We start from the raw sequence: 12,899 nt of genomic DNA on the forward strand, positions 1-12,899 counted from the left end.
GCGGTTGAGGGGGAGAAGGGAACCGGGGCGGCCCAGCGGTGACGGTGCTGTGCGCTCGGGTCACTGCTCGAGTGAGACGGCCGGGACAGGAGTGAGAGGAGCGCCGCCCGTGATCCGACGGGATAATGGCGAGCACCATGGCTGGGATCGAGGAGAGCGGCCAGGGGTCGACCGTCGCGTGGGTCGATCCCATGGGGGACCCGTTTCTGCGCACGCGGTTCGCCCCGCCGGCGAGGCCCGTCACCTTCCTACGGCGTGAACGGCTGGTCGAACACCTGGACCAGGCGCTGCTGACCCCGTTGACGGTGGTCAACGGAGCGGCCGGGGCGGGGAAGACACTGCTGGTCGCCGAGTGGGTCACTGGACTGGCGCAGCCGGTCGCCTGGTTCACCGCCGACACGGCGGACCAGCAGCCCGGGATGTTCTGGGCGTACGTGCTCCAGGCCCTGCGGTCCTCGGGTGTACCGCTCCCCGACGACGTTCGCTGTCCCGCCGACGCGGGCCGGGTGGACCGCACACTGCTGGCACGGCTCGCCGCCGAACTGAGCGGACGCGACCGGCCGGCGATCGTCGTGCTCGACGAGTACGACCGCGTGACCGCGCCGGAGATCGCGGAGCAGCTCGAATTCGTCCTGCGCCATGCCGGACCGGGAATGCGCCTGGTCCTCGTCACCCGCACCGAGCCGCTGCTGCCCGTGCACCGTTACCGGGCGGCCGGTGACCTGACGGAGATCCGGAACGCGGAGCTGGCCTTCACACCCGAGGAGGCGGTCTTACTCCTGGAGCTGCACGGCCTGCGCCTGCCTGTGCACGCGGTGGGGGCGCTCGTGGACCGCACCGGCGGATGGGCGGCCGGCCTGCGGCTGTGCGCCCTGGCCGCGCGGGAGAGCCCGGATCCGGAGAGATACCTGAAGGAATTCGAGGCTGGGCGGAGTACGGTCGCCGACTACCTCCTGGCCGAGGTGCTCAAGCGGCGAACCGCCGAGACCCAGGACCTCCTGCTGCGGGTCAGCATCCTGGAGCGGCTCTGCCCCGATCTGGCCAACGCGCTGACGCGGCGTACCGACGCCGAGCCCATTCTGGCCGAGCTGCACCGCGAGAACGCGTTCGTCGAGGACCTCGGACGCTCGTGGTACCGGCTCCACCCGCTGTTCGGGGAGATCCTCCGGGCGCATCTGCGGGAGCGCTGTCCTGGACTGGAGCCCGAACTCCACCGGCGGGCCGCCCGGTGGCTGCTGCGCTCCGGATTCCTCCCGGAGACGATCGCCCACGGCGCCGCCGCGGGCGACTGGGAGTTCACCGCCGGCGCCTTCGTCGACGGCCTGGCGATCGGACAGCTCTTCACCGGTCTGCGCCGTGACGAGCTGGCCGAGCTGTTCTCCCGGATGGGACCCGAGGCCACGAGCCCCGCGACGGACGTCGTCCGAGCGGCCCGGGACCTGTCCCAGGGCGACCTCGACCGCGGTCTGGCCCGTCTGCACCACGCCGGGGCGAGCCTGGCCGCGGACGTGCCCGACGCGGCCACCGACGTGCCCGGTCCGGCGGCGGCACGGCTGAGCTGTGCGCTCCTGGAGGCTCTGGCGGCCCGGCTGGCCGGGTCCCCGCTCCAGGCGGAGAGGGCCGCGGAGGCGGCCGAGGAACTGAGACAGGCGGTTCCCGCCCACCTCTTGGGGCAGCATCCCGAACTCATGGCTCTGCTGCTGACCCATCTCGGCTCGACGCGCCTGTGGGTAGGGCGCTTCGAGGACGCCCGCACCGCGCTGTCCGCGGCGGCGGGCTGTCCCGGCGGGGCCTCGACGGCGCTTGTGCGAGAGGAGTCCTTGGGGCACCTGGCGCTGATCGACTACCTGAACGGCTGGCATGGCAGGGCGGAGCGCAAGGCACTGGCGGCGACGACCGACTCGGAGCGCTTCGGTCTGTGCGGGTCGTCCGGCCCGGACATCGGGCGGTTGGTCCTGGCCGCCGTGGCCGTCGACCGGAACGAACTGGATCACGCCCAAGCCCTCCTCGACGAGGCGGCCGGCTCGCGCCTGTCGGCACGGGACCCGGTGCCCGCCACGGGCCGGTCCCTCGTGACGGCACGTCTGCTGCTGGCCCGGGGCAAGACCCGAGCCGCCCTGGCGGCGGTGGACCCGACGGTCTCCACGGAGGTGACATCACCCTGGGCGCAGGCTCAAGCCGCCCTGGTCGCCTCCGCCGTCCACCTGGCCGAGGGCCGGCCGGACGCGGCTGCCGAGGTACTGCGACAGGTGCCGGACGACCAGCCCGCCTGTGCGGTGGAGGCCGCGCGGGCCCAGCTGGCGGCGGGCCGCCCCGCCGCCGCGCTCGACCTGCTCGACCGACTGCGCGCCGAGGGTCCGGCCGGTCCCGCGGTGACCGTGCGGGCCACGCTGACCCGGGCGCAGGCCGCACTGGAGGCGGGTGACTCCGCCGCCGCGGGCAAGCTCGTGGGCCAGGCGCTCCTGGAGGCCCGGCGCGAGCGGCTGCGGCGGCCTTTCCTCGAGGCCGGTCCGTGGATCCGACGTCTCCTGGGCACGGCGCCGCTACAGCCACTGGCCGCGGGCTGGTTGACGACCGGCGACGCGCCCCGGCTCGAAACGCCCGCCCCGCTCGTCGTGCAGGAGCTGAGCGAACGCGAACGCGACGTTCTGCGGCGACTGGCCCAGATGATGTCGACGGAGGAGATCGCGGCCGACCTCTGCGTGTCGGTGAACACGGTCAAGACCCACCTCAAGAGCGTCTACCGGAAGCTCGCGGTGAACCGGCGCAACGAAGCGGTGCGCCGGGCGCGCGAGCTGCGGCTGCTGTGAGCCCGTACCGGTGACCACCCTCGCCCGTCACGGGTGAGGCGCGGGACGAGCCGCTCGGATGCGATGGGAGTGGCCGGCACCACGCACCACGCACCTCCCGACCGGGCGGGGCGCCCGGAGCATCCCGAACCCGGCGATGCGGCCAATGTCCCTCGTTCCCGTGCGCCGAACCGGAGAGAAGGCCTTGATGTCGCGGACCGAACCCGCCGTACCCTCAGCGGCCGACGCCGACCACCGGGCGCAGGCCGACTACACCGGTGGTGTCTACGGGTCCATGCTCGCCGCGTCGGTGGTGATCGGCACCGGCACGCTGGGTTCCTTCCCCCACCTGGAGCTGGCGGTGTTGCTGTTGGGCACCGGAGTGGCGTTCTGGATCGCGCACGTGCACGCCCAGCTGTTCGGGGCGCGGCTGGCCCGGCAGGCCCTGGACCGGAGGACCGTCGTCGAGGTGTGCCGTGCGGAGTGGCCGATCGTCAAGGCCGCCGTGCCGCCGACCGTGGCCGTGGCCGTCAGCCCGCTCCTGGGCCTCGACCTCCAAGGCACCTTCTGGCTGGCGCTCGCCGTCGCCGTGGCCGGGCAGGTGGGCTGGTCGGCGGCGGCGGCACGCCACGCGGGCGCCTCCTGGTGCCTCACGGCCGTCACGGCCTCGATCAATCTGCTGCTCGGTCTGCTGATCATCTCGTTCAAGCTCGTCCTGACGCATTGAAAGGTCGTTCCGAGGCCATGCGCTACGAGATCCGTGTCGAGGGGCACATGACGGAGACACTGACGAAGGCGTTTCCGGAGATGGATCACGTGGTGATGTCCGGTCAGACCGTCCTGTTCGGCCCCGTTGTCGACGAGGCGCACCTGTACGGGCTGCTGGCCCGCTGCCAGTCGCTGGGGCTGCACGTCATAGAGATGCGCCGGCTGCCGGAGTGACCCGGAGTGACCCGGCGTGCGCCGTCCCGGGGGCAGGACGATCACCCGCCGGGGGTGACCCGGCGGCGGGCGGCGCGCGAGACGCTGACCCGGTGAAGTCCCCGCACACCGTCCCGTCGGCGGTCCGGCGACGATCCGTTCGACCGCGTCAGGACTCGACCGCGTGAGGAGGAGCCATGACCGAATCGCGTGGTCCGGCGCCGCGTACCGAGCCCGGGCCCAGGCCCGAAGAGGCGGTCTCCCCGCCACCCGCCGACGCCGAGGAACTGCTGGCGGGACTCGGCCGCTCATGGACCTGGATCCTGGGTTCGGCGATCACGACGCTGGTGCCGGGCGTCCTGGTGCTGGTGTGGCCGGACGAAACCCTGCACATCCTGGCGGTGCTCATCGGTCTCTATCTGGTCGTGACCGGGGGGTTCCGCTTCGTGGCGGTCTTCGGCCGCGAGGAGCACGGCGAGCGGATTCCCGGGCTCCTGCTCTCGATACTGTTCGTCCTGGCCGGGGTGCTGTGCCTGAGGAACCCGCTGCAGACCATCGCCGCGCTCTCGCTGATCGTCGGCGTCGTCTGGCTCGCGTCCGGCATGCTGACCGCCTACACGGCCATCGCCATGAAGGCCCTCCCGCACCGTGGCGTCGTCTTCTGCGCCGCGGCGCTCGGCATCGTCGCGGGCGTCGTGGTGCTCGCCCTGCCCACCGAGTCCGCCCGCGCCCTGACCCGGCTGCTCGGCCTGTGGCTCGTCCTGCTCGGCGTGATCGAACTCGTCCTCGCCTTCGCCTGGCGGGCCGCACTGCGCCGCGCACGCGCCGCGGACCCGTACGGCTCGGCCCGGTCGACCTGAGACTCCGCGGGGGGAGGTTCACCCGTCCCGGGTGAGGCCGGACGAACCTTGCCGTGCGCATGCTGAATCGGGAGGGACGACTGCCGGGCCAACGCCCGGGATGGAGGAGCGACATGAGCACACAGATGTACCTCGCCTACGACTACCCGCTGCTGAGCGTCTTCTGGAGCATGCTCTGGTTCTTCCTGTGGATCATGTGGTTCATCCTGCTCTTCCGGATCATCATCGACATCTTCCGTGACGACGAACTGGGTGGTTGGGCCAAGGCCGGCTGGCTCCTGTTCGTCATCCTCCTGCCCTTCCTGGGTGTCCTCGTCTACGTGATCGCCCGCGGCAAGAACATGGGTCGCCGAGAGGTGAATCAGGCCCGCGCGCAGCAGGAGGCCTTCGACTCCTACATCCGGCAGGCGGCCGGCACCGGAACCAGCAGCGTCGACGAACTCGCCAAGCTGTCCGAGATCCGCGCCCGTGGCGACATCACGGACGAGGAGTTCCGCAGGGCGAAGGAACTCGTCCTGAGCGGTCAGGGCCCGTCCAGTGGCCCGTCCAGCGGCTCGGGCACCGCCACCTCCGGCCAGTGAGCGCCGGACGAGGCGACGCCGGGCAACGACGAGGCGACGCAGGGCAGCACGATGTCACCAGGTAGCACGATGACGGCGGGATCGCTCACAGGTGGAGGGTGAACCAGGTGGTCTTGCCGTCGTCGGTGGGTCGTACGCCCCAGTCGTCGGCGAGCGCGCGGACGAGGATCAGTCCTCGCCCGGATTCGTCGTCCTCGGCTGCGAAGCGGGGTTGGGGCAACTGCGGGCTGTGGTCGCCGACTTCGACCGTCAGGTCCAAGGCAGTCCGGCACACGTGCAGTCCGATGGGGCCCTGGGCGTGCTGAACGGCGTTGGTGAGCACTTCTGAGAGCAGCAGCCGCGCGTCGTCGGCCTTGGTGGTGCAGCCCCACGAGGTGAGGGTCTTGCTGAGGAAGGCTCGGCCCTCGGGGACCGAGTCGGGGACCGCCGGGAGGTCGAGGGCGACGGCGGCGAGCGGTGCGTCGGGCAGCCGAGTCAGCAGCAGGGTGACATCGTCGTTGTGGCCGTCGGCGTCGGGCAGCAAGGTGGTCAGGACGTGGTCGGCGGCCGCTTCCAGGTCGGGGGCGGTGGTGAACAGGTCGCTCAGCGTGCTGGTGAGCTGGGAGAGCTGGTCCTCGATGTCGCTGCCGGGGGTTTCGATCAGTCCGTCGGTGTAGAGCACGAGGGTGGCGCCGGGCGGGATGACGGCGCTGCACTGCTGGTAGAGGACATCACCCACGCCGAGGGGCGCGTTGACGGGCGCGGGCAGCGCACGGGCGCCCTCGCCCGGGGTGGCCACCAGGGTGGGCAGATGTCCGGCGGAGCAGATCGTCACCGCGCCCGCGTCGGCCGCGATCACCAGGTAGCAGCAGGTGACCAGTTGGTCCGGGACGTCGAGGTCGGTGACGGCCGCGTCGAGGGCCTGCATGAGCTGGCGGGGCTGCATACCGGTCTTGGCCAGGGCATGTGCGGCGGAACGCAACTGGCCCATGACGGCGGCGGCTTCCAGGCCGCGTCCCATCACGTCGCCGATCAGGATGCCGACGCGGCCGGCGCCCAGCGGGACCAGGTCGAACCAGTCGCCGCCCACCCCGGCCCCCTGGGTGGCGGGCCGGTAGCGGCTGGCGGTCGTGAGACCGGGGATGGCGGGCGGAGTGCCCATCAGACTGCGCTGCAGGGTCAGGGCGATGTGCCGCTGTTGTTCGTACAGGACGGTCAGCTCGGCTTCGGCCCGCTTGCGATCGCTGATGTCGCGGACGATGGCACAGGCGCCGATGACCTCGCCGTCGGGGGAACGGGTCGGCCACAGGGTGATGTCGACGTCGAGGAGATCGCCGCGACGGGTGACCCGCAGTGTCTCGAAGTGCTCGACCCTCTCCCCGTTGCGCAACCGGTCCATCAGGAGGTCGATCTCGGGGCCGTGGTCGGGCGGGGCCAGCAGGGACACGTGGCGGCCCATGACCTGGGCGCGTGAGTACCCGTAGAGGCGCTGGGCGGCGGCGTTCCAGTAGGTGATGTGCCCGTCGAGGGTCTTGGCGAGGATCGCGTCCTGGGAGGACTCGACGAGCGCGGCCAGCTCGTTGATGCGTTCCTCGGCTGCCTTGCGGTCGCTGACGTCGCGGACGGCGGCGGAGACGAGGAGGCCGTCGGTGGTCTCCAGGGGGCTGAGGCTGATCTCGACGGGGAACTCGGTGCCGTCCTTGCGCAGGCCGTGGAGTTCGAGTCCGGCGCCCATGGGGCGCACCTGGCGGTTGTTGGTGTATCCGGTCCGGTGCGCGGTGTGGTGGGTTCGGAAGCGGTCGGGTACGAGCAAGTCCACGGTTCGGCCGAGGAGTTCCTCGCGGCCGTAGCCGAAGAGCGCTTCCGTCTGTGCGTTGACGAGTCTGATCGTTCCGGTGTCGTCCACGATCACCATGGCGTCCGGCGCCGCCTCCAGCAATCCCCGGAACCGGTCCTCGGCTGCCTTGCGGTCGCTGACGTCGCGGACGGCGGCGGAGACGAGGAGGCCGTCGGCGGTCTCCAGGGGGCTGAGGCTGATCTCGACGGGGAACTCGGTGCCGTCCTTGCGCAGGCCGTGGAGTTCGAGTCCGGCGCCCATGGGGCGCACCTGGCGGTTTTCGGCGTAGCCGGAGCGGTGCAGTGAATGGTGGGTTCGGAAGCGGTCGGGTACGAGCAAGTCCACGGTTCGGCCGAGGAGTTCCTCGCGGCCGTAGCCGAAGAGCGCTTCCGTCTGGGCGTTGACGAGTGTGATCGTCCCGGTGTCGTCCACGATGATCATGGCGTCGGGTGCCGCTTCCAGGAGCCCACGGAACCTGTCCTCGGCGCCTCCCGAACGGACACCGCACTCCCCGGCACACGATGTCGACGCCGCCGTGCAGCCGGACGCCGAGTCCGGTGCGACCGAAGCCGAACTGATCGTTTTTCCCACGTTCGCCCCCCACAGACCCTCCGCATGGGGTCCTTCGGGCCATCTCAGCGCACTTGGGTCACGATCACTCGGGCATGTCTCATTCTGGCCGCACCGCGGTCGATCGTGTCTGCGGTGAGCGCGGGCTTCGTCCGTCTGCGGACATGTTCGGTCGCGGTTACGTGCGCTCGTGCTGGATGTCGATCTCCGCCCAGATGGACTTCCCTCCGGGCAGGTGGCGCGTGCCCCAACGCTCGGCGAACTGGGCCACGAGCAACAACCCGCGCCCGCCCTCGTCGAAGGTGCGGGCCCGCCGCATGTGCGGGGCGGTACTGCTGCCGTCGGAGACCTCGCAGATCAGCACGGTGTCCTGGATCAGGCGTAGCTGAAGGGGAGGGCCGCCGTAGCGGATCGCGTTGGTGACCAGCTCGCTCACCACCAACTCCGCGGTGAAGGAGACCTCCTGCAGCCCCCACTTCGCCAGGCGACGGGAGACCTCGCCGCGCGCGCCCGCCACGGCGGCCGGGTCGGCAGGCAGGTCCCAGGTGGCGACCCGGCCCGAGTCGAGGGTGCGAGTGCGGGCGACGAGCAGGGCGACGTCGTCCGACGGCTGCGCGGGGAGCAGGGTCTGGACCAGGTCGTCGCAGAGGGCCTCCAGCGAGTGAGCGGGCCGCTCCAGGCGTCGGCGCAGCAGCGCCATGCCCTTGCCGAGGTCGTGTTCGGGGACCTCGACGAGGCCGTCCGTGTACAGCGCGAGCAGGCTGCCACGGGGCACCTCCCATTCGACTGCTTCGAAAGGCAGCCCGCCCACTCCGAGCGGAGGGCCGACCGGCAGGTCGACGAACTCCGCCGTGCCGTCGGGCGTGACCACGGCGGGCGGGGGATGGCCCGCCCCGGCGGCCGTGCAGCGGCGCGTGACCGGGTCGTAGACCAGGTACAGACAGGTGGCGATGACATCGGTGAAGTTGTCGAGCTCCGGGTCCTCCGTGCCCGTGCCCTCCTCCGCCCTGAGATGGGTGACCAGGTCGTCCAGATGGACGAGGAGCTCCTCGGGAGGCAGGTCGACGTCCGCCAGAGTGCGTACCGCGGTCCGCAGGCGGCCCATGGTGGCGGAGGCGTGCAGACCGTGGCCGACCACGTCTCCGACGACCAGGGCGACCCGGGCCCCCGACAGGGGGATCACGTCGAACCAGTCGCCGCCCAGCCCGGCCCGGGAGCGAGCCGGCAGGTAGCGATGCGCCACCTCCACGGCCTCCTGGGCGGCGATCCGCTGCGGAAGCAGACTTCGTTGCAGGGCCAGGGCGGTGGTGCGCTCCAGGGTGTACCGGCGGGCGTTGTCCACGGCCACGGCGGCGCGTGCGGCGATCTCCTCCGCGAGAAGCAGATCGTCTTCGTTGAAGGGGTCCTGGCGCTGGTGGCGGACGAGTACGGCCACCCCGAGCGTGATGCCGCGGGCGCGCAGTGGGACGACCATGAGCGTGTGCATTCCGAAGGCGCGGACCTTCACCGCGCGCTCGGGGTCGGCCGTCCGCCAGCTCTCGACGGCTTCGTCCAGGGTGCTGTGCAGCGAGGAATGCCCGGTGAGAAGGCAGTTGGCGGGCGGCGAGGAATCCGGGTAGTAGTCGACATCTCCCGGCTGGACCAACGACTCGGGGACGCCGGGAAGGACGGACTGCTGCGCTGCGCGGCGCAGACCGATGGAGCCCTCGCCGGGGGGCCTGGGCTCGATACCGCGGAACAGCGAGTCCAGCAGGTCGATACTGATGAAGTCGGCCAGCCGGCCCACCGCGACGTCGGCCATCTCCTGAGCGGTACGCGTCACGTCGAGAGTGCTGCCCACCTGTGCGCTGACGTCGTTCAGCAGGGCGAGCCGTTCCCGGGCCCGGTGCTGCTCGGTGTCGTCGAGCGCGACGACCTGTACGTGTCGCACCTCTCCCGCGGGGTTCCTGACGGGGGACACGGTGATGGCCCAGAACCTTCCGTGGGCTTCGGGCCGGGGTGGGCCATGTACGTGAAAGAGCTCGGGTTCCCCCGTCTTGAACACCCGGCGCATCCCCTCTTCGACCGTGGTGCAGATGTGGGGCGGCAGGATGTCGGTGACACGCCGACCGCGCATCTGCCGCTCCGTGAGCCCCAGTTGGCGGATCGCGCCGGCGCTGCCCCGCAGGGCCCGCAAATCGGAGTCGTAGATCATCACAGGAAGGTGGCTCTGCGCGAAGGCTTCCTCCGTCGTCGCCTCGTCCTTGGCCGGATGTGGCTTCTGACCCGTACGCGGCCGGCGCGGCGGCGTGGCCACGATGAGCCATTGCGGGTTGCCCTCACGGTCGAGTGACGGGTACGCCCGCAGCTCGGCTTCCGTGTGATGGCCGTCGCGGTGCCGCAGCGGGGTCGTCCCGGTGCGTCCCTCAAGTAGCGCGGAGAAGTCCACCGGGGCGTCGGCGTCGCAGCCGAACAGACGCGCCGCGGGACGCCCTACGACGTCCTGGTACGGGTATCCGAGCAACCGCTGCGCGCCGTTACTCCACCCCGTCACGGTCCCCCGCGCGTCGACGACCGCCGTGGCCGAGGTGACCGGGTCCGGAAGCTGACCGAGGCCGTTTCCCAGGGGGCCGGCATTCTCCATGTCCCATCATCGCCCATCCTGCCCCCCCGGGAACTCTCGGGTTCTGGGGAGACAAAGCAGAGGCCGCAGGTCGGCGGAACGTCGCATCCCGTCGCGTCGGTTCCTTCCCCCACTTGTATCTCTCCTTGAGCGCACACGCAGGTCGGCGTCCAGTCCCCCGCGTGCCGGAAGGCTCGGAGGTGCTGCCGCACCGCGCCCGTCAAGGCGACAGTTGGGTGTGGCGCGGTGACTCGGCGTACAGGCCTTCGGAGGTGTCGTCCGTCCGGTGGCCCAGCTGTTCGGTGACGTCCACGACTCCGTCCACGCCTTGGCACATCCGCACGGCGACGGGGATGAGGGATTTCCGTTCGACGCTTCCCGTCAAGGAGACCCGGCCGTCCACGACCCGCACGGTCACCGAGTCGGGCGCGATACCCAGGGTGCGGACCAGCACGTCCCCGGAGATCTCCTCACGAATGGCACTGTCACCGCGCAGGAACACGCGCAGCAGGTCGGCGCGGCTGATCAGCCCGACCAGCCGGTCCGCTTCGTCCACCACCGGCAGCCGCTTGACGCGGTGGCGCTCCATCACCTGCGCGGCCTCCACCACCGTCCACTGCGGCCGGGCCGTGATGGCCGGGCTGTTCATGAGCCCTCGGGCGGTGGTCGCCTCCTGCTTGGTCCGGTCGGCGGGGCGCGGGTGCAGGACCGGCAGCAGTCCTGCGGGGTCCAGCTGACCCGCCTCCTTGCGCAGCAGATCCGCCTCGGACACCACACCCACGGGCCGGTCGTCGGCGTCCACGACCGGTATCGCCGTGATGTCGTACTCGGCCAGCAGCTTGGCGATGTCCTTGAACCCGGCGTCCTCGCGCACTCGTACGACCGAAGTGGTCATCAGATCGCTCACCATCCGGTGCCGCATGACTTCCGCCTCCTTCGTCACGTGCGTTCCCCTCCACTGTGCGGTGTTCTCGGCCGTCGCCCCCATGGGCCGGTCGGCCCCGGCCACGGCCGACCGGCCCGGGGGAGAGGCGATTTCGTCCTCGGTCAGTACCGGTCTCCCTGAGGGACGGCGCCGTCGAGTTCGAGGAAGAGCCGCGGTGTGCGACGGGGCGTGGGAGGCCCTTCCGGGCCGTAGCCGAATCGGATGAGCATCTGCACATGGTCGAAGGGGGATGTCGCGGGGCGCAGGTCGTCGCGGAGGTCGGTCCACTCCAGAGCCTGGTGCAGGAGGGAGGTGCGCAGACCGTGGGCCGTGGCGACGAGCAGGACGTATTCAAGCGCCTGTCCGGCCCGGAGCCAGTCGGTGCGCCGGTCGTGGCCGGTGCGGAGCGACGCGAGCGCGGGTGTCCGTTCGAAGGGCCGGGCCGGCAGTTGGTCCAGGGATCGCCGTGCGCTGAAATCACGCATGGGGAGCTGCTCGAAGGTGTCCTGCGACCCCAGTGCCGCGGAGGGGATGCCCGTGTCTTCGGCCCCGTCGCGGCTCGACCAGCGGCGGCTTTCGGCGCTGCGCGCCGGGTCGGCGTGGTTGCGGCGCTCCGCTTCGGTGGTGATCCGCAGCAGCCGCGCCGTCTCACGCGGGCCGGTGACGGCGAGCGTGGCGCCTTCGGCCCGGGCGGCTTCGGCGAGTTCGTGGCGAACGGACACGGGAACGGGCTGGACGCCGAAGGGGAAGCGGCTGCTGTGCCGGTGCCAGATGGCCTCGTACAGGTCGTCGGCGTGGAGTGTGCGGGTGCTGGTGCGCCCAGTGATGTGCACCGAGGCGAGCAGATCTGGGTGGCGGGGATCAGGGAGCAGCCGAGTGACCGGCTCCCAACCGAAGTGGCTCACCGCGACCCGCAGGTTGAACAGGGCCGCGCCGGCGGCGATGTGCAGGGCCCGGCCGTGCGGATCCTCGTGCGGAAGTCCCCGCCCGACGTCGGCGTGGATCTCCACGGTGGTCGATTCGGTGTCGAGGCGGAAGCGCCAGGGCTGCGTGTTGTGCATCGAGGGCGCGGCGACAGCCGCAGCGATCAGCTTCTCCAACACCGACGAGTCCAGATACGTGCCGGACATGAGGGCCTCCTCCCGGACGAGGCGAGCTGCGGGGCTTGCGATGTTCTGAGCCTGCTGCCGTCGGCGGAGCGGGGCGAAGGGGCCGTCCGGCCTCAACCTGAGGCTGTGTGGGTACCGGCATTGGGCAGCGGTGCCGGGTGATCCTCTGCGGACCGGAGGTTGGCCTGCTGGTCCCGGTGGGGTGCCTGGTCGGCCCAGCCGCGGTCGGGTCCGGCTGCGCCACGCTGGAAGCAGCCGACAAGCGAGGGAGGAAGAAATGAGCGGGATGATCGGGCGGCTGCCGGTGCCCGATCTGTTTGGCCGGGTCGAAGCCGGACTTCCCGCCGTGCACCCGATTCCGGGGCTGCACGGCATTCGTCTCACGCAGCACCTCACGGACGGACCGTATGTGCCGCGGGCCGGGGCGAAGGCCGACGAGGCTGTCGCGGGGTGCAGGGGCGGTGTCCTTACCGTCAGCGTTCCGGTGCCGGAGACGAAGACTGGTAGCGGGACGATCCCCCTGCATCACGTGTGAACACCGACTCACCATGCGCGGTCGGGAGACTCTCAGGACCGCGCACACCACTGCCCGGGGTCGGCCCGGCACCCGTCACCCGGCCCTCCTGGGCCCCTTCCGAGTCCTCCCGCCCCCGAGTCGTCCAGCCGCGAGGGCCGACCGGCCCTCGCGGCTGGACGCCCGTGGGGCGATGCTGAAGGGGGTGACGA

Annotated in this window: 10 protein-coding genes; 6 read left to right on the forward strand and 4 right to left on the reverse strand. The window is 71.2% G+C overall.

All coding sequences use genetic code 11. The annotated features are described in order from the left end of the window. The first annotated feature begins 137 nt into the window (after nt 1-137). From FNV62_RS48895 to FNV62_RS48915, 5 genes are all read left to right on the forward strand, one after another. Entirely contained in the window at nt 138-2,810 is a 2,673-nt protein-coding gene (locus FNV62_RS48895) for a LuxR C-terminal-related transcriptional regulator (RefSeq protein ID WP_143629835.1), read from the forward strand. Nucleotides 2,811-2,997: 187 nt separating this feature from the next. Continuing rightward, nucleotides 2,998-3,516, forward strand: a complete 519-nt coding sequence (locus tag FNV62_RS48900; protein ID WP_060897350.1) for a hypothetical protein — start codon at nt 2,998-3,000, stop codon at nt 3,514-3,516. 17 nt (nt 3,517-3,533) lie between these two features. Continuing rightward, nucleotides 3,534-3,731, forward strand: a complete 198-nt coding sequence (locus FNV62_RS48905) for a hypothetical protein (protein WP_060897349.1) — start codon at nt 3,534-3,536, stop codon at nt 3,729-3,731. Nucleotides 3,732-3,907: 176 nt separating this feature from the next. Next, complete coding sequence (locus FNV62_RS48910; protein WP_143604473.1) at nt 3,908-4,570, forward strand: HdeD family acid-resistance protein; 663 nt, start codon at nt 3,908-3,910, stop codon at nt 4,568-4,570. A 113-nt stretch (nt 4,571-4,683) separates the two neighbouring features. Then, nucleotides 4,684-5,151 (forward strand): SHOCT domain-containing protein, encoded by a 468-nt coding sequence (locus FNV62_RS48915; protein WP_097288126.1) that lies wholly within the window; start codon nt 4,684-4,686, stop codon nt 5,149-5,151. 85 nt (nt 5,152-5,236) lie between these two features. Here FNV62_RS48915 and FNV62_RS58225 read toward each other — a convergent pair whose 3' ends face one another. The 4 genes from FNV62_RS58225 to FNV62_RS48935 form a co-directional block, all read right to left on the reverse strand. After that, nucleotides 5,237-7,408 (reverse strand): PAS domain S-box protein, encoded by a 2,172-nt coding sequence (locus FNV62_RS58225; protein ID WP_143629838.1) that lies wholly within the window; start codon nt 7,406-7,408, stop codon nt 5,237-5,239. A 307-nt stretch (nt 7,409-7,715) separates the two neighbouring features. Next, nucleotides 7,716-10,160 carry a SpoIIE family protein phosphatase gene (locus FNV62_RS48925; protein WP_143610562.1) on the reverse strand — a complete coding sequence of 815 codons (2,445 nt, stop codon included), beginning with the start codon at nt 10,158-10,160 and terminating at the stop codon, nt 7,716-7,718. Between the two features lie 199 nt (nt 10,161-10,359). Beyond that, nucleotides 10,360-11,061, reverse strand: coding sequence for a CBS domain-containing protein (locus tag FNV62_RS48930; protein WP_097289474.1), 702 nt, complete (start codon nt 11,059-11,061; stop codon nt 10,360-10,362). Nucleotides 11,062-11,186: 125 nt separating this feature from the next. Continuing rightward, nucleotides 11,187-12,194 (reverse strand): Acg family FMN-binding oxidoreductase, encoded by a 1,008-nt coding sequence (locus tag FNV62_RS48935; protein ID WP_143629840.1) that lies wholly within the window; start codon nt 12,192-12,194, stop codon nt 11,187-11,189. Nucleotides 12,195-12,450: 256 nt separating this feature from the next. Between FNV62_RS48935 and FNV62_RS48940 the strand changes: the two genes are divergently transcribed. Then, nucleotides 12,451-12,708: a hypothetical protein gene (locus FNV62_RS48940; protein ID WP_144316243.1), complete on the forward strand. Its 258-nt coding sequence runs from the start codon at nt 12,451-12,453 to the stop codon at nt 12,706-12,708. Nucleotides 12,709-12,899 lie beyond the last annotated feature (191 nt).

The organism is Streptomyces sp. RLB3-17 (assembly GCF_007113425.2).
Lineage (GTDB): Bacteria > Actinomycetota > Actinomycetes > Streptomycetales > Streptomycetaceae > Streptomyces > Streptomyces mirabilis_D.

Coding starts and splice junctions, on each gene's coding strand:
- FNV62_RS48905 (WP_060897349.1), top strand. CDS start 3,534: ATGCGCTACGAGATCCGTGTCGAGGGGCACATGACGGAGACACTGACG.
- FNV62_RS48925 (WP_143610562.1), bottom strand. CDS start 10,160: ATGGAGAATGCCGGCCCCCTGGGAAACGGCCTCGGTCAGCTTCCGGAC.
- FNV62_RS48930 (WP_097289474.1), bottom strand. CDS start 11,061: ATGCGGCACCGGATGGTGAGCGATCTGATGACCACTTCGGTCGTACGA.
- FNV62_RS48910 (WP_143604473.1), top strand. CDS start 3,908: ATGACCGAATCGCGTGGTCCGGCGCCGCGTACCGAGCCCGGGCCCAGG.
- FNV62_RS58225 (WP_143629838.1), bottom strand. CDS start 7,408: ATGATCATCGTGGACGACACCGGGACGATCACACTCGTCAACGCCCAG.
- FNV62_RS48900 (WP_060897350.1), top strand. CDS start 2,998: ATGTCGCGGACCGAACCCGCCGTACCCTCAGCGGCCGACGCCGACCAC.
- FNV62_RS48895 (WP_143629835.1), top strand. CDS start 138: ATGGCTGGGATCGAGGAGAGCGGCCAGGGGTCGACCGTCGCGTGGGTC.
- FNV62_RS48940 (WP_144316243.1), top strand. CDS start 12,451: ATGAGCGGGATGATCGGGCGGCTGCCGGTGCCCGATCTGTTTGGCCGG.
- FNV62_RS48935 (WP_143629840.1), bottom strand. CDS start 12,194: ATGTCCGGCACGTATCTGGACTCGTCGGTGTTGGAGAAGCTGATCGCT.
- FNV62_RS48915 (WP_097288126.1), top strand. CDS start 4,684: ATGAGCACACAGATGTACCTCGCCTACGACTACCCGCTGCTGAGCGTC.